The organism is Pseudoalteromonas sp. NSLLW24 (assembly GCF_015864725.1).
GTDB lineage: Bacteria > Pseudomonadota > Gammaproteobacteria > Enterobacterales > Alteromonadaceae > Pseudoalteromonas > Pseudoalteromonas arctica.
Map to the genome: position 1 here is coordinate 177,552 of NZ_JADYWQ010000009.1, position 21,458 is coordinate 199,009.

Sequence of the window (21,458 nt, forward strand, 5' to 3'; positions counted from 1 at the left end):
AGGACTTTATTTATGGCATACCCTCAAGCGGTTAGTGCAAGCCTTGAATGCACATCTCATGATGCGCTTATTATTATTAGTGATGACTTTTCTCTATTACCAAATAACTCATTACGTGATGCTATTTTAGACCAAGCAAAAGTTGATTCTCGTATTGGTAAACAAGTTACTTTATTAGTGATTGAAAATAAACGCGTTGTACTTGCGCCAACGGGTCCGTTAAATAGAGATTACGACGACGTGCGTCGTTATTTTGATGCTGCTAAATTAGCAATTAACGAAGCAAAAGCGTCGGGTAGTGTTAACCCTGCATTATTTTTACCAAATTTAAATGGCGATAGCCGTTATCAGCATGCTTTAGAAGTTGCTTATTTAGGCGCTTGCCAAGCCTTATGGCAGCCATTAGAAGCGCGTGAATATCACGGTGAAAGTATTGAACCTATTACTCAAATTGGTTTAGTTGGCGCAAGCGAGCAAACAATCAAAGCTGTTAATGCAATTGCTGCAGGCCAATATGCCGCGCGTGACTTGTGTGGCACCGAACCTGAGCGTATGGCTCCACCACGTTTTGCTGATTACTGCGTTGATTTATTTAAAGGCTCAAGCATTGCAGTTGACGTAATTGATGATATTGCAGCTATTGATAAAAACTACCCAATGCTAAGCACTGTTGCTCGTGCATCGTATGCAGTTGAGCGCCATCACCCACGTGTTGTTAAGCTTGAATATGTACCAGAGGGCGAAATTACTCGTACACTTATGTTTGTAGGTAAGGGTCTTGTATACGATACAGGCGGTGCAGATTTAAAAGTAGGTGGTCATATGGCAGGCATGAGTCGCGATAAAGGTGGCGCAGCTTCTGTTGCGGGCTTTATGAAAGCCGTTGCGGATTATCAGCCTAAAGGCGTTAAAGTAGTATCGTACTTGGCTGTTGTTCGTAACTCTATTGGCTCGGATTGTTTTGTGCCAGATGAAATTATTACTAGCCGCGAAGGTATCCGTGTACGCATTGGTAATACCGATGCAGAAGGGCGCTTAGCAATGGGCGACCTGCTTAGCGAAATGAAAGATTTAGCTAAAGGCGAAATAAACCCAACGTTGTTTACTGTTGCTACATTAACGGGTCACGCGGCACGTGCAATGGGTCCTTACGGTGCGTATGTTGAAAACGGTCCAGCTCGTAGCGCTGGTGTTTCACGTCAAATAGCTGACCTTGGAGATTTGTGGGCCGATGGCGCAGAAGTATCGCGCTCTCGCCGTGAAGATTACGACTTTATTAAACCACGCACGCTAGCAGACGATGTACTCTCTAGTAATAATGCGGCATCTGCAGTTACTGCTCGTGGACATCAGTTCCCTATGGCGTTTATGGCTATTGTTGGTGGGCTTGATAAGCACGGTAACGACTCTGCACAACCTTTGCCTTATGTGCATATGGACATTGCAGGAAGCGGTGTTGAAGGCGGTGATTGGCAGCATGGCAAGCCAACGGCTGCATCAGTAACGAGCTTGTTTGCACGTTACTGTTTGTAAGCTAAAAACTTACATGCAATAAAAAAGCCCTGTTAATTCAGGGCTTTTTGCATTTTATGAGAACGGTATCGATTAATCTAATTTAAAACGATTAACTACGCTCGAAAGCTCTTGGCTACTTTGTTTAAGATTATCACTGGCATCGGTAAGCTGTTTAGTATTATTTAATGATTGCTCAGTTGATTGAGATAGCTCATTAATACGCAAATTAACCTCGTCGGCAGCTTGAGTTTGTTGCTCTGTGGCGCGAGCTATTTGGCTGTTCATTTCGGTAATAATTGAAACAAGTCGTTCTATTTCATTAAGTGAAGTATTGGCTGATGACGCCTGATCTACGGTAGAAACTGAAAGTGCTTGGCTTGATTTAACTGCTTCTACTGCTGCTTTTGCACCTTCTTGAAGTTTAGTGATCATGGTTTGAATTTCGTCGGTACTTTGCCCTGTACGACTGGCTAGTGTTCTTACTTCATCTGCAACAACAGCAAATCCTCGGCCATGCTCTCCTGCGCGAGCAGCCTCAATGGCAGCATTTAATGCCAGTAAGTTTGTTTGCTCCGAGATGCTTCTTATTACATCAAGTACAGAGCCTATATTATGGCTCTCGTTGGCTAAATCTTCTGTTACACGGCTGACTGTTTCTATGTTGCTTGAGAGTGTTTCTATTGCTGTAATTGTTTGCGCAACCACATTTTTACCCGTTGATGCGTTTTGTGCTGCATCCTTAGCTGCTTGCTCTGCGGCTTCGGCGTTACGGCTTACATCATGTATTTGGTGAGTCATTTGCTCCATGGCAGCTGCAACTTGGGTTGAGCTGTCGTTTTGAAGCTCAATAAACGAGTGGCTTGTTCTACTTGAATCATCAACTGTATGCGCATGCTCGCTTACATCGTTTGCACTTTGTGATACATGAACAAGAGACTCTCGCATTTTTAAAACAAATAAATTAAATGAGTGTGATAGTTCAGATATTTCATCGTTACCGGATTCATTTAATGTACGAGTTAAATCGCCTTCGCCTTGTGAAATGTCTTTCATCATATCGGCTGCTAAACGAGTAGGTATTAAAATGCTCTTGCCTATAAAGTAACTAAGTAAAATAACAGCAATAATCATAATTGTTGCACTGACGACTATAAGATTTCGTTGCTCGCTAAATGCTTCGTCAATTGAATCAAGATAAACACCTGAGCCAATAATCCATTGCCATTGATTAAAACCTTTAACAAATGCGATTTTTTCAACTGGTTTTTCTTTACCTGGTTTTGGCCATTTATAAGGAATAAATCCTTCGCCAGAGCGTTTAACTATATTAACCATATCAACAAACAATGCTTTGCCGTCAGGGTCTTTATTATTGGTTAAATCTTTTCCTTCAAGCGCAGGTTTTATAGGATGCATAACCATTTTTGGCTGGTAATTGTTAATCCAAAAGTAATTGGTTTTGTCGTAGCGCAGAGCTCTTATTGCATTAAGTGCTTGCGATTGAGCTTGTTGTTGAGTGAGAGTATTATTTTGCTCAAGGTCATAAAAGTGCTCGATTATACTGTACGCAGTTTCTACTACATTTTGTGTTTTAAGGTACTGCTCGTTTTTAAGAGAGCTATATTGGTGAGTTAGGCTGGCTACACTAAGCGCTATAAGCCCAAATACAACAATAGCTATGAGCAGCGAGAAACGTTGGAATATACTAAAACTACGTAGACTAGGCATACATTTATCCTCAAAAAGTGTGCGCTTTAGCGCATAGAATAAGCGTAGCTAAAAAAAGAGTTTAATCTAGGCTTAACGCCCATTAATGCAAAAAAAAGGCTGATTTATCAATCAGCCTTTAGTCTGTTATTACTTTACTTGCTTATTTAACATCAAAATGACGATTAAAGAAGTTTGTAATTGTTTGATGTAAGTGTGTTTGCACTTGTTTACCACGTAGGCTGTGCTTAGAGCCTGGGTAGGTCATCATTTCAAACTGTTTTTCGTTATCTTGCAGTTGTTTAAACAATTTAGTTGAATGAGTAAACAGCACGTTGTCGTCAGCCATTCCATGGTAAATCATTAATGGGCCTTTTAAGCCATCAGCATATGGAAATACTGCGCTGTCTTCATACCCTTTAGCATTCGTATCAGGGTGACCTAAATAACGCTCTGTGTAATGCGTATCGTATAGAGCCCAATCGGTTACAGGAGCACCCGATACGCCGGCTTGAAAGTAATCGCCTGCTTTAAACATAGTCATAAGTGCCATGTAGCCGCCGTAGCTGTGGCCATAAACACCGATGCGTTGTGGGTCTACGTAATCAAGTGTACGTAAAAACTCTACGCCTTTAATTTGATCGGCAACTTCAACCACGCCTAGGTTTTTATAAATAGCATCTTCAAACTTTTTACCACGGTTGTACGAACCACGGTTATCTAGTTGAAAAATTACGTAACCTTGTTGCGCCATGTACTGAAAGTACAAGTTTTTACTGCGCCAGCTATTCGTCACTCGTTGAGCATGCGGGCCGCCGTATACGTTAACAATAACAGGGTGCTTTTTGCCATCACTAATGTTGCTAGGCTTAAATAAACGGTAATGCATAACTTGGCCATCTTCGGCTTTAATTGTGCCGTATTCTGGTTTTGTTAAGTCGCTTAAATAAGGAGTAAGCGGATGGTTACTATCAAGCTTATTTTCTTCAAGCCATGTAATAAATTCGCCGTTTACTTTACGAAGCGCTGCTGAGTTTGGTTTATTATCAGACGAGCTATTATCGATAAAGGTTTTGCTGTCTTTTGCTAGCACAACATTATGGTACTGACCTTTTTCGGTGATACGTTTGGCATCGCCTTTTTTAAATAAAGGCGCGCTGTATAAATGGCTTTCAAGCGGTGTATCTTTTCGACCGGCAAAGTAAACAATGCCTTTTTTCTCATCAATACCTTTTAAGCTATCAACAGCCCAATCACCAGAGGTGATTTGACGAACAAGTTGACCGTTTGTGCGATACAGATATAAGTGTTTAAAACCGTCGCGCTCAGATGCCCATACAAAATGTTTTTTGTCTTTTAAAAACTCAAGATCAAAATGTAAGTTAATCCACGTTTCGCTGTTTTCGATTAATGCTACTTTTTGGACTTTAGTTTCGCTGTTATAAAAACGAAGCTCTAATTTATGTTGCGAGCGATTTTGCCATTGGTAAGACAGTGTATTGCCGTCTTTTAGCCACTTAGCACGCGCGATATAAATGTCTTCATCTTTACCTAAATCAATCCAATCTACTTTTTGATCATTTAGCTTAACCACACCGAGTTGAATTTTTACGTTATCAGTACCTGTAAACGGGTAGCGTTGGTTAAATAATTTAACTTCATCAGCGTAAATTTCGTTACGGATAGCTTCTTTTACTGGAGTTTCGTCAACGCGGGTATAAGCAATTTTAGTTTCATCACCTGACCACCAGTAACCCGTCATGCGGCTCATTTCTTCTTGAGCTACAAATTCGGCCATGCCGTTTTTAATTACGCCGCCGCCATCTTTACTAAGCTGAATTTCTTTACCTGATTCAAGCTCTAAAGCGAATAGGTTTTGCTCTCGAATAAACGATACGTAGTTACCTTTAGGTGAAAAGCGTGCATCGGTTTCAAATGTTTCAGTGTCGGTTAGTTTTTTACTTTTAGCAGAGGCTAAATCGTAATAGTAAAGGTCGCCGTTAAGTGGGAATAAAAGTGCTTTACCGTCTTTAGACCATTTGTATTCTAATATGCCTTTACCAAAAATACGTTGGCGTTCGCGGCGTGCTTTTTCTTCATCAGATAGGTTTTCTGGGCCTGAAAATAACTTTGCCGAATCAACTAGCACACGGTTGGTGTTATCTTTTAGATTGTATTCCCATAAATCGTAACGGTTGTAGTCATCGCTTTTGCCTTGTAAATAAGTTACACGGCTGCCGTCAGGCGAAAATTTAAGTTGTACAGGTGATTTACCTGAAAGGCTCGGATCGTCAAAAATACGCTCCAACGATAAAGGTTTTGCTTGAACACTAATAGCGCCAACCATTAATGGAAGGGCTAGTGAGAGGTGTTTTATTTTTTTTAGCACAAGGTTGCCTTAGCTTATTATAAATATTGCTTTGATGGTAAAGCCAAGCGTGTGCAACTGCAACTAAATGCTATAAAGTGGCGATTATTAAAGACAAAGTAGGACATAACAATGACTAACCCTGAATTTAAACTAGCGCCAGAACTTAAACGCGACTGTATAGAGCTTGCCGATTGGCCACTGTGTAAAGTACTTTTATTGAACGACAGCCAATATCCGTGGTTTGTATTAGTGCCTAGGCAGGCTAACTTAAAAGAGATAATTGATTTATCTGAGGATGATCAAATTGTGTATTTAAAAGAGTCAGCCAAGCTAAGTAAATTATTAATGGATGTGTTTAGCCCTGATAAGTTAAACATAGCGGCTTTGGGTAATATGGTGCCGCAATTACATATTCACCATATTGCACGCTTTACTACTGATGCTGCATGGCCTGCGCCAATTTGGGGTAAGTATCCAGTTGTGCCGTATTCAGATGTACAAATTACAGCGTTAAAAAAAGCGCTGCAGTTTTAAGCTGCAACGCTTTTTTAGGGTTTAGTTAAGTTTAACTAAAACTACTTAAGCCCTAGTACTTCTTTACCCTGTTTAAACGTTACATCTACAGGGATATTTGCTTTACTTAGTTTTTCTAAGTCTTCAGCAAGTTCTTCTTTTATATCGCCATGCGTTGCAATTAGTTGATCTACTTTTTCGTAATCGCCATCACCTTGTAAGGTTAAAATTAAGCGAGAAAGCTTGGCCATTGCAATGCTCATTTTTTCCATATTAACGCGGTACAGGCCTTCTTCATTTTTAGAAAAAGCGCCTTCTTGAGCAAAAAAGTTAAAGCGAATCATATTTGCTTTACCATGCGCACTTGATGCTCCAAAACGAACTGAGCGGAATATACCCGCCATGAAGGTCGTGTAATAATCTTCAATAGTTCCTTCTGTAATTTCGCCCTTTTTAAGTAATTGCTCAATCATGTACAAACCTAAAATATCGGCTTTACCTTCTTCAAGCGCACTCGCGTGCTCTTGTAATGATTGACGAACAGTACCTTTACCAGTAATTGTATTTTTAATACCTAAACCATGCGCTACTTCATGGAACATCGTATTGGCAAAAAAGGCATCAAAAGTAATGTGTTTACGCTGCTCAGGTACAATTAACTGCTCTGAAATTGGCACTAAAATTTTATCAAACTTAGCGCGCATCGCATTTTTAAGTTGCAGGCGACGAGTCCCTTTTTCTAGCTGTACTTGCTCATCGTTTGGTAAGTTAATTGCAATTGTTTTACTCCCCGCGTTTGAATGCCCAGCGTAGTAAACAACATCATATGCATTTAGGTCGGCGTCAGAGCCTGGTACTTCTTGTTTGTACTTAGCATCAACGGGTAAGCCTTTTTGAAGCTCCGGTAAAAATGCGGCAAACTTAGCTAAGCGTTCGCTCCATTTTAAATCTTTAATAAGTACGTAAGATTCATAAGCTGCGCGGTAACCAAATAATTGATCTTCATAAGTTTCAATTGGACCAATAACCACATCTACCGGGTTATTTTTCATGTCCATCCAAGCAAAGTCAGATACTTGGAAGTCATCCTTTTGTAGAGCATCAGCACGCAAGTTTAGATAGTTAGCAAACTCTTTATCGTCAGCAAGTTTACTTGCTTGACGTAAAAGGTCAGCGGCTTTTGCAAGCTCATTAGCGTATTCTTTTGAATATGGCACGCTGTAAAGCTTACCTTGCTCATCACGCTTAATTACAGAGTAAAGGCCTGTTTTGTCCTCAACATCTGCATTGTTTAACTCTTCTTTGGTTATATCGGCAGGGTAAAACTGTGCGCCAAGAGGTTTTTCTTTATAGCTGGATAAAAACGCTTCATCGCCATTTAAACGATCCCATGGACCGTAGTTAATATCGGCAAATTTACGTACTTTGTCGTCGTTTAGTTTTGCTAAAAAAGCGTCTTTATTTTCGCCAAAAGATTGTTTCCAAAATAACTCGTCCATTATTTTTGAAGCATCAATAAGCTTTGCAACCATTGCTCGTTGGTTATCGCTTAAGTGCGATAAATCACTTTGTAAGCTAAAGTCGGTGTAAATATCTAAACGTTGGTTATTTGCATTAATAAGCTCAGGGCCTGATTGTGCACTGCTTTTTTGAGCAAGCTCTGTGGCTGTGTTGTCGGTAGAAGACGGCGCTTGTTCAGAACATGCGCTAAGAAAAACAACACCAGAGAGCATAATTGCTTGGCTAATTTTATTTAAGATCATTATATTGCCTGTTAAAAAGTAAGTTTAATAATTTGTACTGCTTTAGTTAAAATATTAAGTATGTACAAACGCTTCCTTATTGTGAGTGCATTAAAGCAAAACTAAATAGTAAATAGCAAGTATTTGGCGTTGTAAGGCAAGCATGAGCGATAAAGCATTATAAATAAAAATAAACTTCTATAATTTTCTTAACTTTATCGGTAAGTTAGACAATACTAATTATATTACTAATACGAAAATTAACTGCCTGAGTTTGCAGTTACTTTACAGGCTGAACACAAAAGGACGGCAGCTTTATGTCTACAGAAAACGCTTTATTAACGATTCTAGTCGATAGAATAAATAACGATACGTTGGTTTTACCAACGCTACCTGAAGTAGCGATTAAGGTTCGCCAAGCTGCAGATAACCCTGATGTGAATTTAATGCAAATGTCAGATGTAATCTCACAAGACCCAGCGCTTTCAGCTCGTATGATAAAAGTAGCTAATAGTGCGATTATGGGACGTTCTGTAAAAGTATCTAATTTACAACAAGCAGTGACTCGCATTGGGTTGCGCCAAATTAAAAATATTGCAACGGCTATGGCTATGGAGCAATTATTTGTATCAAACAATGAGCTAATTAAAGGCTACATGGGCAAGGCTTGGCAAAAAACATTAACCGTTGCTAGCCATTCAATAACACTCATGGAGTTTTACTTAAAAAACAATAAACACACTTCATTAAATCGTGATTCAATTACATTAGCTGCGCTTGTTTATAATATTGGTGTATTACCAATTTTAACAGAAGCTGAGCGCCACCCTGAAGTGTTTGCCAACCCAAGCTTTTTAGCGCACGCAATTCAAAAGCTGAGTGGGAAAATTGGCTCGTCGATTATGCAAGCGTGGGAATTTCCTAAAGAGTTTGTTGATGTAGCTCTAAGCTGGGCAGATCCAAGTTACAAACCTGATAAAGTTAGTTACGTAGACTTTATTCGAGTAGGCGCTATTTTAGAGGGAACATTACAGGTTTCTGATAAGTCAGCAGCGCTGCAAACGTACATAGATAAAGGTGTAATACCGTCTATGCAATTATTCACAAGTGATGAATACAACGATATGCTAAAAGATGTGAAAAACATGTTTAGCTAAAAGTGCCTTCCTACACAACCAAAAAGGGTTAACTTGCGTTAACCCTTTTTTAGTTTTATTTTTCGGTGGTATTTTCTGTTTTAGTTTTTTCGTACCGTTTTATTCCTGCTACCCATGTTTGCAGCACGTTTGTTTTGTATATCTCGTCAACAGGCACTTTAAAGTAGTCTTTATCAATTAAAATAAAGTCGGCCCATTTACCTTTTTCTAAACTACCCACCTTAAATTCTTGATGAGCTGCATAGGCGCCACCAAGAGTAAATGCACGTAATGCATCTTCGCGGCTTAGTACTTCACTTGCGCGCCAGCCGTTTTCCGGTAGTTTGTTATGATCCATGCGTGTAATGGCTGAATACAAACCATCAAATGGATTTGCAAGCTCTACAGGGTAATCAGAGCCTGCCGCAACCACCGAACCTTGCTGTAAAAATGTTTGCCAAGCATAGGCACCGCTTAATTGTTTTTCAGTTAAGCGTTGCTCTGCCATATGCATATCAGAAGTGGCATGTACTGGCTGCATTGAAGGGATTATTTTTAACGCTTTAAAGCGAGGGATATCCTCAGGCGTTACAATTTGTGCGTGCTCTATTCGGTTACGTAGTAATATACCGCCCGTTTTTTTAAACACATTTTGATAAGCATCAAGTACTACTTTATTTGCTTTATCGCCAATTGCGTGGGTATTTGCGCTAAAGCCGCTTTTAAAGCTTTGTGTAAAGAGTGCTTCGAGTTTTTCTTGTGTTTCAAGCATTAAACCATGGTGACCAGGTCTGTCTGCGTATTCTTCAATCAGAGCGGCTCCGCGAGAGCCAAGTGCGCCATCGGCGTAAACTTTAACACTGCGAATTTCCATAAAGTCATTTTTGTCGTGGTATCGGCCTGCCTTTAACATTGTATCTAAATCAGGGCTTGCACCACTTAACATTGCCACAATGCGTAGCGGTAAATTACCAAGGTCGCCGCGCTCTTTGTAAACCTCCCATGTGGCTTTATCAATACCTGCATCGTGAGTAGAGGTAATGCCTAAACTTAATAAATGCTTACCTGCTGCATCTAGTGAGTCACTTATATCTTGCTTTGAAGGGGCTGGCATATGCTGGGTAATTAGCGATTCTGCTTTATCTACAAAAATACCTGTAGGATTGCCAAATTCGTCTTTAATTATTTCACCGCCTTCAGGCGCTTTTGTTTGGGCGGTAATCCCAGCAAGTTCGAGCGCTTTTGAATTAACCCAAATGGCGTGACTATCAACCCGCGAAAGAACCACAGGTTGATCGCTCACTACTTTGTCTAAATCTTTAGCTGTAGGAAAGCGTGTATCAGCCCAAAGCTCTTGGTTCCAACCTCGCCCAATAATCCAACCTTGTTTGTTATCGGCAAATACTTTTAGTTTATTTGTTACTTCATCAACCGATATTGCGCCGCGTACGTCAAGTTGCGATAAATTATCTCCAAGGCCAATAACGTGCCCATGAGCATCAATTAAGCCAGGTAATAAGGTATTACCGTGCGCGTCAATTAGCTTGGCATCTGGGTAGCTATCTTTAAGTGTTTCGCTACCGAGCTTAACTACCTTGCCATTTTTAATAACGAGGGTAGAAAACTGCTGTACTTCACCTTTGTATAAAGGGGTATAACCATTGGCGTTATAAATTACTTTTGTTTGTGCGAGAGTGTAACTAGAACTAGCGCAAAGGCTGGCTAGTATGAGTGGTTTGATTATTTTTTTGAGTGGCATAGTTACTTAATTTTTATTGTTAATTTACTTACATTAACAAACTTGATTTTATAATACCAATGAATTGATAGACCTCATTTTAAGGCTTTTCTCTATATTAACTGTTTACAAAATAGGTAATTGATGTGATTATTTAGTATGTAAAATAATCAATAAAGCATAAGGAAACGCTATGAAAGCCCTCTATTTATTACTCCCCTTGAGCATGATACTGACAGCCTGTAGCTCAACGTCTGATAAACAAGTAAGCGATGAAATGCTGAGTATTATTGATTTATCGAGTCCTGAACTGCGAAGTAAGGCAGGTGAGTATTGGGATGTTGTTAAAAGAGTAGAGCCGCGATATCCGATAGAAGCTGCAAAAAGAAGTATTTCAGGTTGTGTTGAGCTTGCTACGTTAATTAATTCACAAGGTGAAGCCCAAGGGTATAAGGTTATCTCGTCTTACCCTGAGGGTGTGTTTGATAATAATGCGGCAGCTGCTGTGGGTTTATGGCGCTGGAAAGCGACAACTGAAAATATGAGTAAGCAATCTATTCTAACTTATCTCAAAATGGATTTTATGGTGAGCCCAAAACCTACTGATGCAGAGTATTTGGCGCATTGTTCTAAAGATAAAGCCTGAACGTAATTAATAAATATAATAAGCTAGGTGTTTTTTTACCTAGCTATAAAACTACTTACTTGCATATAAGCCATATTCATTTAATGCTAACTTACCGTCTTTATCACTGTCGTAGCTTGAAAACCGTGACCACAAAGCCGGGTCTATAGCGGTTTCTGAACGTGATAAAAAACCGTCTTTATTTCTGTCTAGCTTTTTAAATTGCTTTGCAATGTCGTTACTTGCAGCAAAACTAAATGCGCTAAAAATACTAAACGCCAGCAGCGTTATATAGCTAATACTTTTCATACAAATCACTTAGTAAAGGTTGTTAGTTAGATAACTTTTAAATTCGACTAGCGAAATTTGGTTATCTTGGTTTTTGTCCCATTTTACAAAGGTGTTTAAAAGTTGTGGTTGGGGATCAAGTTCATCGTGTGTTAAATAGCCACTTTTGTCGCTATCTAGGTGATCAAAGCGTTGCTTTACATCAAGTGCCGCGGCATCAAAACTTAATAGCATTAAAATGCTTATAACAAGGGAAAGTATCTTCATGGTCTTCCTTCCAAAAGATGTATTAAAAGTTCGTGGCTAAAATAAAGTAAAAAGGAAAAAAGCACTTGCCGTAATTTAACTCCCAACATTAAATCCTTTTACACACTCCCTCAGGGATTATGGCAAATGCTTTTAAATTCAGTTTACTTGTAACAAGCTTAAGTAAAGCTTAATCAGTAATTACTCATTAAGGCTTAAAGCTTTCAAATTCTTTTTTTGAGACTTTTTCATCACCGTCTTCATCTAAGTCGGCAAATTGTCTCATTACTTCTTTGTCTTCCTTTGCTTCTACAATTGATATTTGTCCATCCATATCTTTATCTAAATGGGCAAAGCGCACGTTTGTTGGCGATGCAATTACGGTGGCACTAATTGCTAAAAACATTAATGAAAAAGCGGCTATAAGTTGTTTCATAATCACGTTCCTTATTAAATGAGTTTATTGAATAAATTTTTTGAATTCATCTAGCGACAATTGCCCATCTTGATTAGTATCAATTTGTAAAAAATTTTCGTGTAGAACGGCATCTTCACCTGCTTCGGCTTCACTTAATGTGCCGTTACTGTCTTTATCAAGCTCGTTAAAAGTCGCGTGAACGTCCATTGCGTGTGCGTTAGCGCCTAAAAAGCCTAAAGCCAGTAATGATGAAATTACTAAAATGCGTTTGTTCATAATTATTTCCTTATTGATTAAAGTTATTACTCCTACTACAAAAATGATGCCAAAAATAATTATTGTTAATTTTCAAGTATTTATATTTTCAACTTAAAGGGGGTGAGAAGTTTTTACGGGATTTATTGTAATTTTTGTGTGCCTTTTGCAACACTATGTAGTGAGATTAAAGGTAGGGTTTAAAAATCAATGGTTTACGTTGTCTCTATTTGGCGACACATTGTTTTTGTAGCGCTGGCTGTTAATCGTATTAAATATAATTGCTGGTTCAGCTAGTGTATAAGGTAAGCACTTAATAATAGAACGCTTAACTTAAAAGGACTAAACTAAATGCCAGCAACCATAGCTAAAAAATACCATGCAATGCTTAACTGGCGGCCTAATTTAATTGGGCAATTTGCAATGAGTATGCTGCTTTCGTTACTCCCGCTTTCTATAGTGGTGATTGTATTTTTAAATGCGCTTAACAAGCAATTAGCAGTGACTCAAAGTATCGTGAGTAACAACTACCAAGTTACCAAATCGTTTAATACTCTAAAACAAGAACTCAACAGCCTTGAGCGCGCCACTAGGCAAAACTGGGTATTAAAAAGCGAATCGTTAGATAAGCTCATTGTCGATAAATGGCAATCATCCCTGCAAAGTATTGATGAACTTAAATTTGTTAACACGGATAAAGATTACACCCACCAATGGCAACGCTTATATGTCACCTTACAAACAGCGCATGTAGAGCTTGTTGAGCAAAAACAACAGCAAGCGGAGCTATTTGTGCCAGTGAGCGATTTAGTTGCTGAGCTTACTTTATGGTTACGTGATAAAAATGAAGCGCAAATTACCAATAACCAAAATGAGCTTACAAGCCTACAAACTTCATTTATAAACTGGCTGGTGGCACTTATTCCGCTTACTTTAATTGTTGGTGGTGGTTTTTTATGGCGTATAAGTGGGCGACTAAAAGGGTTAACTACGGTTATTGATAAGCTAGGGCAGGGGCATTGGCAGCAAAAAATATCTGTGAAAGGCTCCGCTGAGCTAGTTGAGCTAGGAGAAAAACTCCAATGGGTGCAAGAGCAACTTCACATGCTTGAGCAGCAAAAAGATACCTTTTTACGCCATGTTACCCATGAGCTGAAAACGCCGCTTGCTTCAATGGTCGAAGGCACTGATTTACTAACTGATGAAATAGTAGGCCCAATTACTGCTGAGCAAAAAGCAGTGCTTGAGCTTATTAGCCAATCTATGGTGCGCCTTCGTACAATGATTGACAGCCTGCTGAGTTATAATGCGATTCGCACCAGTAAAGACAGCCTAAGCGAAGTTGAGTTTAGCTATCTTATTAATAAAATTAATAGCCATTTTGAACATCGCTTAAGTGCGCGTCAGCAAGCTCTGCAATGGCAAAATAACTTACCTAATAAACAGCTTGCTTTACCTAGTGAGCTTATTGAGATGATTTTAATTCAGCTTATTTCAAATGGCTTAAAATTTTCACAAGATAAGCAAAGCGTTACTATTAATTTAGCACTTGAGCAAAACCAACTTTGCATTGGTGTGCTTGATAAAGGGTGCGGTATTAAAGAGCAAGAAAAAACTCAAATTTTCAGCGCATTTTATCAAGGTAAACACAGTAAAAATGTTACGCTGCAAGGCAGTGGGCTTGGCTTAACTATTGTGAAAGAATCTGTTGAACAGCTAAGAGGTACACTTACTGTTGAGCATAACGAGCCGCATGGTTGCCGGTTTTCAATTAAAATTCCCATAACAAAAAATCTAGGAGTTAATTAACATGCGCTTGCGTTTAATCGCTATTTTATGTGTGCTCAGTAGTAGCATGGTTATATCAGGTTGTGAAATTAATAATGGGCAAGAAGAGCGTGTGTCAATTACACCTGCACCTGTGGTCGATACCAAAATAACGAACGACAAAAACAGTAAACCTAGTCCAAAACCCAGACCAAAAATTGAACCAAGCTATCCGCCTGCAGAGCAAGTTATTGCATGGCACGCTAATCAGTGTGGCGGATTTAAATTGGTGCCAAAAAAAGATATTTTTACAGGTGAAAACGATCTTAAACGTTTTTTTAAATTTATGTGCTTAAACATAAATGATGATCCAAATACGGTAATGACTAAGTTGCTAAAACTCGATTTAGCTTACTTTTGGCCAGATGATATAAAGCAATATTTATGGCTTCAAAAGCAGCAAGTGACTATGCAAATAAATGCCAAAAAAGAGCAGCAAGCACTTAACAATAAAATGCAAGAAACCCTCTCATCGTTAGCAACTATTGAGCAGCAGCTTTTACTACGAGAAGAAACTAAGGAGCAGTAACTATGGCAGCAACTAAAGTGCAAGGTGCAAAAGTATTACTCGTTGACGACGACGCTAGCTTATTAAAACTGCTCGCTATTCGTATCGAATCAAAAGGATACGAAGTAACGACCTGTGAAAGCGGCTTAACCGCATTACAAATACTTAAAAGCCAAGTGTTTGACGCCGTAATAACCGACCTACGTATGGATGAAATGGATGGCATGGCACTGCATCGTCAGCTGCAAAGCCGCTACCCTGCATTACCTGTCATTATGATGACAGCGCATGGCTCAATTCCTGATGCCGTAGAGGCAACTAAGCAGGGCATTTTTGCATTTATAACTAAACCTGTAGATAAAGATGAGCTATTTGACAGCCTTGCTAAAGCGATAGAAATACATGGTGTTAATGCAGATGAAGCAGCACCTAAAAGTAATATAGTTACGCGCAGTGGTGCAATGCTGCACTTGTTAGAGCAAGTAAAACTACTTGGGCCAACGCAAGTTAATGTATTGATTTCGGGGGCTAGTGGTACAGGTAAAGAGCTACTCGCACAAGCGATTCATCAGCATAGTCATGTAAGCGGTGGCCCTTTCGTTGCAATTAACTGCGGCGCTGTACCAGGGGAGCTTTTAGAGTCTGAATTATTTGGTCATAAAAAAGGCTCTTTTACGGGCGCAATTAAAGATCACCAAGGCTTGTTTCAACAAGCTGAGGGCGGCACGCTATTTTTAGACGAGATAGGCGATATGCCACTTAACTTGCAGGTTAAGTTACTGCGCGTATTACAAGAAAAAACAATTCGCCCCGTAGGCTTTCAAGAAGAAATAGCGATTGATGTACGTATTGTATCGGCAACACATAAAAATCTTCCTGAAGCTATTTTAAACCAGCAATTTAGAGAAGATTTATACTATCGCTTAAACGTAGTTAATTTAAAATTACCGCCACTGTGTGAGCGCCGCGAAGATATAAGCTTATTAGCACAGCACTTTAGTGCAAGCATTGCTAAGCGCATGAAGCAAACTGAAAAACACTTTGCCAGCGATGCTATGCATGCGCTTGTGCGTTACGACTGGCCAGGTAATATCCGCCAATTACAAAACGTAGTAGAGCAGGTTGTAGCATTAACGCCAAGCGATGTTATTTCAGAGCACTTAGTGTTAGCTGCGCTAAATAGTAATGAAACAAACGTAGAACCATTATCACTAAACGACGCTAAAAAAGAGTTTGAGCGCGACTATGTGATTAACACTTTAAAAATGGCAGGTGGTAACGTAGCCGAAGGCGCTAAGCTTGCCAAGCGCAATCGCTCAGATTTTTATAAGTTGATTAAAAAGCATAATATTGATGTTGATAATTTAGGTTAAGGAAAAGCATGCAGTTATTTATGGTGTATTTAGGTGGCCGGATTCAAGGTTGCCACATTGAAATGCATGATATTCGTTTTGTTGTAGGGCAAAACATTGAGCAAACTTATTCAAAGTTAAAAAGCCAATGGGTAGGCGACAGAAGTAGTGTTCACATGGATAGCTACATGGCAATTAATCATATAGATGGTTTTAAAATAGAAGTAGTCGATAGCTATGTGGAGCAAAATAAACAACTCTATTTTGTAAATTTAGGCGCTTACAGAAGTGATTCTATGGCTGAGCAACACGACTTTGCACTGTATGTTGCAAGCAGTAGCCATGAAGCTAAAGAGCGAGCTAAAAACGATTTGCTAGCAGGGCTTAGCCATATTCATAAAGATGATTTACATGACGTAGACGATTGCTTTGCGATTGATTTACTCGACAGCCAGCTAAACATTAAGCTCACGCCCAGCGGTATATCGCAGCCTATAAAGCCAGACTGGTTTGGCTATCACATACTTTAAATTATAATAAGTAGCTAAAACTAAGCAGGATTAAGAGTCCTGCTCGTTTTGTTCATCCTTTTCGCTTTTAGCCGCCATTTTAAACGCCACAATAACCAATCCAAACATAGCAAACGGCAGTGCTGCTAACATGTATTCAACCACATTACTGTCTTGAAAATTTGCTTGTAGTAAAAAGTGACCCGCCACACACATTAAAATAACCACTAATAAAATGGGTAGTAACATAAGTTCTTTTTTTGATGAATGGTTTTTCATTAATTGTGAGGCTATAGCTGAAAAGAATGCGCCATTGTAATGAGCTTACTTAAGCTTGGCAAACACCGCAGAATTTTTTAATTAATGTTATGATTAGTATCAAACAATTTTATTAATGTTTATGGGAATAAAGTGAAAAGTAACTTAAAAAAAGTTTACCTCGTTGGTGGTGCAGTGCGCGACAAACTGCTAAATATAAAATCAAAAGATAACGACTATGTAGTGATTGGTGAAACGCCAGACACAATGCAGTCGCTCGGTTTTGTACCAATAGGTAGCGACTTTCCGGTTTACTTGCACCCAAAAACAAAAGAAGAATATGCACTTGGGCGCACAGAGCGTAAAAGCGGCAAAGGCTATACTGGCTTTGTGGTTGATGCCAGCCCAACAGTGACGCTAGAAGAAGATTTAGCAAGGCGTGATTTAACCATAAATTCAATGGCGCTTGATGAACACGGTAATATTATTGACCCGTTTAATGGCCAAACTGACTTACAAAATAAAACACTGCGCCACACCACTGAGGCATTTGTAGAAGACCCTGTTCGAGTACTGCGTATTGCCCGTTTTTTAGCGCGCTATGGCAGTGATTGGCGTATTCACCCAAGTACGTATGCATTAATGCGCGAGCTTAAAAATAAAGGTGAGCTAAATCATTTAGTACCTGAGCGCGTGTGGCTTGAAACCGAAAAAGCACTGGGTGAAAAGCACCCTGAGCTTTATTTTGAAGCATTGCAAGGTTTGGGGGTTTTTCCAGAGCTTGAGCGCATGGTTAATGTACCGCAACCAGCAAACCATCATCCTGAAGGGGATGTATTTGTGCATACTATGCTGGTACTTAGGCGTGCAGCGGATTTGAATTTTAACTTGGAAACTCGTTTTGCTGCACTAACCCATGATTTTGGAAAAGCGCTTAGTTTTAAAAAATATGGAAACCTACGTGGACACGAACGCGAAGGTGTTGCAGTTATTGAGGCGTTTTGTGAGCGCTTAAAAGTGCCTAACCGTTTTCGCGATGTTGGCGTACTCACCAGTGATAATCATACCCTTTGCCACACGATTGATCAGTTAAGGCCGCAAACCATTCACAAGCTAATAGTGACTAACTTAAATGCGTTGGTACACCCAGAACGTTTTATAGCGTTTACCCAAGCATGCCAATGCGATGCACAAGGGCGTGGTGAAACACTTGTTGATAAGCCATACCCGCAAGCAGCTAAGCTGCGAGCAATTCATACTGAACTGCAAAAAATGGATAAGAAACTGGTAGTGCAAAATGCACTTAAAAATGGCAAAAAAGGCCCTGAAATAGGCGAAGAAGTAAAACTTGCAGAAATAAACTGCATTAAAGCATTTTTAGAACATGAGAAGTCCCAAGCGTAATAAAATTAGACTAAGTAGTGCGATACGCCTTGGTTTTTAGTCGCGTCGTGCTTTCTTAGCTCTTTGTAGTTTGTACTTTTTGGTTTTACATTTTCAGACTCAGGTTTTTTAGAGGGCCTGTATAAGTCAAAAATAAAGTCTAGTTCTTCACGCTCTAGTGATGGTTTCATGAGTATTCCTTCAATTTAATACTTTAATATGATGTAGGGTATGGTCATTCGACTGAATTAAAAGTGAATAGTTACATTTGAAGTTGTACTAAATTGTAACCGGCAGGTTTTGAGGGATGAGAGGGGTTTATTTGTTAATTTATATGGAGTTAAGGTAAATTAAAATAACTCTTTTTAACTAAAAATATACAGCTGAATTTAATTTATTACGTACTTACTATTTGCATATAATGCTGTGGCTATAAATATAACGGTACGAATATAACGGTATAAATACAGCCTTAACCATTAACTAACGGCAGTGTTACGGTAAACACTACACCATCACCTTGTTCGTTGTTTTGCGCTGTTACACTGCCTTTATGGTAGTCGCACACCAGCCTTACAATATAAAGACCTAACCCCAAATGTGGCTGTTGCTGCATTTGCTGGCTACGTACCGACACCATAGAGTCAAAAATATGCTCAGTTAATCCTTCGGGTAACGCGGGGCCTGTATTACGCACTGTTAATGTTGCTTTATTTTCGCTCTGCTTAAGGCCTACATTAATAGCCGTATTGGCTTCACTAAACTCCAGCGCGTTATTAATAAGTTTATCAAGCAGCTGAGCTATAAACTCCGGTGCACCTTGCATAGGTAATTTGTTTTGGCATACATCAAGCGTAAATAACTGGTTTGGGTAAGTAAGCTGATAGCCTTGCATGCAACCATTTATTACTTTTTGTAAATCAAAAGGCTCAGGCTCGTTGCTTTGAATACTCTGTTCAAGGCGAGTGGCTTCGCTCATGGTAGTTATTATTTTACCTAAGCGTTCAACGCCTTCGCTGGCGCGGTCGAGGTATTTTTGACTCAGCTCGTTCTGTGGCAAGCTTTGTAAGTTTTCGAGTGATGAGCGCACTACGGCAACCGGCGTGCGCAGTTCATGCGACAACCGCGACGACATATTTTCTAAGTAATCGGTATAGCCGCCAAGTCGGCTTACAATGTTTGAAAAACTACGAGACAGATCGCCAATTTCATCGTTAGCATCGCTGTAATTAATACTGCCGGTAACACGCCCTTGTGCATCAATTGCTTGTTCAGCTGTATCGCGCAGCCGCCTAATTCGGTTCGATATACGTGAGGCAAAAAAGAATAAAGTCACAGTACCAATTAGCATCACAGCTAAAATAACGTTAAACAGTTTTTCGAGTGACTTATTACGCAGCGTACGTACGCCGTTTGTGGTTTCCTCTGCTATTACTGCGCCAATTACTTGGTCTTGGATCCAAATAGGGTAAGCGGCCGATAAAATAACGGCTTTGCTGTCGGGGGTTAAGCGCCAAGACGATGCTGGTTGTCCTTTTAATGCTTTCGCTAAATGTGTGCCCTGCATAGAAGCTACATCGTGCAGGGTATCTAAAAACTCATTTTCGGGACGCGTTAAAATTTTATAGTAAATTGGGTGTAAGTAATTTTGCTCAAAGCGCTGCCACCAAGTTTCAGGTGCTTGGTTAGCAAGTCCATCAGCCCAAACGCCATCTGCATTTTGAATAGTACCCGACTGCGCAAGTACGCGATGATGGTTATCGACCACCCAAATGCGGCTACCACTGTGGCCCATGCCTTTTAAAATACGGCTAATTTCTGGAGAAGGGACTAATACAGAGCCTAAATCGTTTGGGTTATTTAAGTTTGAGGTCGACATTATTTTAGGCTCTAACAATGCCTCTTTACTATCAATGTCAACAATGGCAAAGCCAAGTTTGTTGCCCAGCATGTTAATAGGAAAGCGCAGCTCTACGTTATATCCTGATTTGGTACTTTCAAAATAGCCCTGAATTTTTGTAAAAGGGGCTTTGGTATTTGCATCAAACGCATTAACCCAACCATCTTGGCGCGGCGCAATAATGTAAGTATTAAACTGACCGTCTGGCGTTTTTAGGCCAATTTGTAAATAATCGTTATTGGTAATACTTAAGCTATTTTTAGCGCGATAAATAAGGGTATTGTCGGTGACTTTAAATACGGCGTATAAGTAGTTATCAAATTTTCCCACCATATGATCAAACGATAAGTCACTGGCTTGATGTTTGTTATCTGTTTTTTGTAAGTAGCGTTTGTCGTAATGCCAAAATAACAGCTGGTAGCTGCCCCAATCGTTAAGTTTACCGTCGAGCTGAATAGGGTTTTTAAGATTATAAGCGTATAAATCGCGGCCTTTTACTACTTGGTCTAAAAAGTTGGTTTGCTCGTCAAATAATGCGGGGCGCTCATGTAATGCGGTAGCAAGTGCTCGAGTGGTGCCTACGAGAGTTTTTTCTTGGCCTTGGCGTAAAAACTTTTCCATTTCCCATACGTACTCGTAGCCAAGCCACGGTAGCAAAAACAAAAAACATGAAAGTAATATAAATTTACTGCGCAGACCAAATCGTAGCATTAGTGTTGTTCCCACCGATAGCCCATGCCATACACTGTATCTATGCAATCAAAGGAGCTGTCGAGTGCTATAAACTTTTTACGAATACGTTTTACGTGTGAAGTAATGGTGCTGTCGTCTACATAAATTTTTGCATCGCTCATTAATTCGTTACGGCTTTTAACATGGCCTGGTCGCTGGGCGAGTGAATGCAGCATCCAAAATTCGGTTACGGTTAAATCAACTAATTGTTGTTGCCAAAAAACCTGCATACGTTGCGTGTCGAGTGTTAACTGCCCGCGTGTTATGAGTGCATTTGCATCAGCGGGTTGTTCAAGTGCTTCCATTCGGCGAAATAGCGCACCAATACGTGCAGCCAAGTGAGCCAAGCTTATGTCTTTTGTATGGATAATAAACCCATAAATTAATTAATACTTTAACCAAGTTCGGGTAATGTGAGGCCCAAGCTTTGGCTGC

20 protein-coding genes and 1 pseudogene are annotated in these 21,458 nt (G+C 39.7%); 9 read left to right on the top strand and 12 right to left on the bottom strand.

Annotated features, from left to right (window positions below; genetic code table 11):
• Nucleotides 1–12: 12 nt before the first annotated feature.
• A complete protein-coding gene (locus tag I6E72_RS11700; protein ID WP_197112398.1) occupies nt 13–1,533 on the top strand; it encodes a M17 family metallopeptidase in 1,521 nt (506 codons plus the stop codon).
• A 72-nt stretch (nt 1,534–1,605) separates the two neighbouring features.
• On the opposite strand, the gene I6E72_RS11705 is transcribed toward I6E72_RS11700, so the two are convergent.
• Both I6E72_RS11705 and I6E72_RS11710 read right to left on the bottom strand, forming a co-directional pair.
• Nucleotides 1,606–3,243, bottom strand: coding sequence for a methyl-accepting chemotaxis protein (locus I6E72_RS11705; RefSeq protein ID WP_007581540.1), 1,638 nt, complete (start codon nt 3,241–3,243; stop codon nt 1,606–1,608).
• 142 nt (nt 3,244–3,385) lie between these two features.
• Nucleotides 3,386–5,611, bottom strand: a complete 2,226-nt coding sequence (locus I6E72_RS11710) for a S9 family peptidase (RefSeq protein WP_197112399.1) — start codon at nt 5,609–5,611, stop codon at nt 3,386–3,388.
• Between the two features lie 111 nt (nt 5,612–5,722).
• Here I6E72_RS11710 and I6E72_RS11715 point away from each other — a divergent pair, with 111 nt between their 5' ends.
• On the top strand, nt 5,723–6,127 hold the full coding sequence (locus I6E72_RS11715) for an HIT domain-containing protein (RefSeq protein WP_197112400.1): 405 nt from the start codon (nt 5,723–5,725) through the stop codon (nt 6,125–6,127).
• Between the two features lie 41 nt (nt 6,128–6,168).
• Here I6E72_RS11715 and I6E72_RS11720 read toward each other — a convergent pair whose 3' ends face one another.
• The gene (locus I6E72_RS11720; RefSeq protein ID WP_165721083.1) at nt 6,169–7,869 is read right to left on the bottom strand and encodes a dipeptidyl-peptidase 3 family protein; all 1,701 of its coding nucleotides are present in this window, start codon (nt 7,867–7,869) and stop codon (nt 6,169–6,171) included.
• Between the two features lie 296 nt (nt 7,870–8,165).
• Between I6E72_RS11720 and I6E72_RS11725 the strand changes: the two genes are divergently transcribed.
• Nucleotides 8,166–9,005, top strand: a complete 840-nt coding sequence (locus I6E72_RS11725; protein WP_024590070.1) for an HDOD domain-containing protein — start codon at nt 8,166–8,168, stop codon at nt 9,003–9,005.
• Nucleotides 9,006–9,060: 55 nt separating this feature from the next.
• On the opposite strand, the gene I6E72_RS11730 is transcribed toward I6E72_RS11725, so the two are convergent.
• Nucleotides 9,061–10,743, bottom strand: coding sequence for an amidohydrolase (locus I6E72_RS11730; protein WP_197112401.1), 1,683 nt, complete (start codon nt 10,741–10,743; stop codon nt 9,061–9,063).
• 172 nt (nt 10,744–10,915) lie between these two features.
• On the opposite strand from I6E72_RS11730, the gene I6E72_RS11735 reads away from it, so the two are divergent.
• Nucleotides 10,916–11,368 (top strand): energy transducer TonB, encoded by a 453-nt coding sequence (locus I6E72_RS11735; protein WP_165721081.1) that lies wholly within the window; start codon nt 10,916–10,918, stop codon nt 11,366–11,368.
• A gap of 51 nt (nt 11,369–11,419) precedes the next feature.
• Here the strand turns inward: I6E72_RS11735 and I6E72_RS11740 are convergent, their stop codons facing one another.
• The 4 genes from I6E72_RS11740 to I6E72_RS11755 all read right to left on the bottom strand — a co-directional run bounded on the left by I6E72_RS11740 (nt 11,420) and on the right by I6E72_RS11755 (nt 12,575).
• The gene (locus I6E72_RS11740) at nt 11,420–11,656 is read right to left on the bottom strand and encodes a calcium-binding protein (RefSeq protein WP_007581557.1); all 237 of its coding nucleotides are present in this window, start codon (nt 11,654–11,656) and stop codon (nt 11,420–11,422) included.
• A 9-nt stretch (nt 11,657–11,665) separates the two neighbouring features.
• Complete coding sequence (locus I6E72_RS11745) at nt 11,666–11,902, bottom strand: hypothetical protein (RefSeq protein ID WP_007581558.1); 237 nt, start codon at nt 11,900–11,902, stop codon at nt 11,666–11,668.
• Between the two features lie 187 nt (nt 11,903–12,089).
• Nucleotides 12,090–12,317 carry a hypothetical protein gene (locus I6E72_RS11750; RefSeq protein ID WP_007581559.1) on the bottom strand — a complete coding sequence of 76 codons (228 nt, stop codon included), beginning with the start codon at nt 12,315–12,317 and terminating at the stop codon, nt 12,090–12,092.
• A gap of 24 nt (nt 12,318–12,341) precedes the next feature.
• Nucleotides 12,342–12,575 carry a cag pathogenicity island protein Cag25 gene (locus I6E72_RS11755; RefSeq protein ID WP_007581561.1) on the bottom strand — a complete coding sequence of 78 codons (234 nt, stop codon included), beginning with the start codon at nt 12,573–12,575 and terminating at the stop codon, nt 12,342–12,344.
• Nucleotides 12,576–12,905: 330 nt separating this feature from the next.
• Between I6E72_RS11755 and I6E72_RS11760 the strand changes: the two genes are divergently transcribed.
• From I6E72_RS11760 to I6E72_RS11775, 4 genes are read left to right on the top strand one after another with little or no spacing between them, the layout of a single operon-like run.
• Nucleotides 12,906–14,363 (top strand): sensor histidine kinase, encoded by a 1,458-nt coding sequence (locus I6E72_RS11760; protein ID WP_101217525.1) that lies wholly within the window; start codon nt 12,906–12,908, stop codon nt 14,361–14,363.
• Nucleotide 14,364: 1 nt separating this feature from the next.
• Nucleotides 14,365–14,910 (top strand): hypothetical protein, encoded by a 546-nt coding sequence (locus I6E72_RS11765; protein WP_024607489.1) that lies wholly within the window; start codon nt 14,365–14,367, stop codon nt 14,908–14,910.
• Between the two features lie 2 nt (nt 14,911–14,912).
• Nucleotides 14,913–16,262 (top strand): sigma 54-interacting transcriptional regulator, encoded by a 1,350-nt coding sequence (locus I6E72_RS11770; RefSeq protein ID WP_010553151.1) that lies wholly within the window; start codon nt 14,913–14,915, stop codon nt 16,260–16,262.
• A gap of 8 nt (nt 16,263–16,270) precedes the next feature.
• Nucleotides 16,271–16,771, top strand: coding sequence for a DUF1543 domain-containing protein (locus I6E72_RS11775; RefSeq protein ID WP_024593292.1), 501 nt, complete (start codon nt 16,271–16,273; stop codon nt 16,769–16,771).
• A gap of 30 nt (nt 16,772–16,801) precedes the next feature.
• Here the strand turns inward: I6E72_RS11775 and I6E72_RS11780 are convergent, their stop codons facing one another.
• The gene (locus I6E72_RS11780) at nt 16,802–17,029 is read right to left on the bottom strand and encodes a hypothetical protein (RefSeq protein WP_007581571.1); all 228 of its coding nucleotides are present in this window, start codon (nt 17,027–17,029) and stop codon (nt 16,802–16,804) included.
• Between the two features lie 132 nt (nt 17,030–17,161).
• Here I6E72_RS11780 and I6E72_RS11785 point away from each other — a divergent pair, with 132 nt between their 5' ends.
• Complete coding sequence (locus tag I6E72_RS11785) at nt 17,162–18,412, top strand: multifunctional CCA addition/repair protein (RefSeq protein ID WP_024593291.1); 1,251 nt, start codon at nt 17,162–17,164, stop codon at nt 18,410–18,412.
• A 5-nt stretch (nt 18,413–18,417) separates the two neighbouring features.
• Here I6E72_RS11785 and I6E72_RS11790 read toward each other — a convergent pair whose 3' ends face one another.
• The 3 genes and pseudogenes from I6E72_RS11790 to I6E72_RS11800 form a co-directional block, all read right to left on the bottom strand.
• Nucleotides 18,418–18,582: a hypothetical protein gene (locus I6E72_RS11790; protein ID WP_007581574.1), complete on the bottom strand. Its 165-nt coding sequence runs from the start codon at nt 18,580–18,582 to the stop codon at nt 18,418–18,420.
• Nucleotides 18,583–18,863: 281 nt separating this feature from the next.
• Nucleotides 18,864–21,002, bottom strand: coding sequence for a proteobacterial dedicated sortase system histidine kinase (gene pdsS / locus I6E72_RS11795; RefSeq protein WP_197112402.1), 2,139 nt, complete (start codon nt 21,000–21,002; stop codon nt 18,864–18,866).
• Nucleotides 21,002–21,385: pseudogene (locus I6E72_RS11800) on the bottom strand (winged helix-turn-helix domain-containing protein); the annotation flags it as partial. The gene pdsS and the pseudogene I6E72_RS11800, both read right to left, overlap by 1 nt.
• Nucleotides 21,386–21,458: the final 73 nt, after the last annotated feature.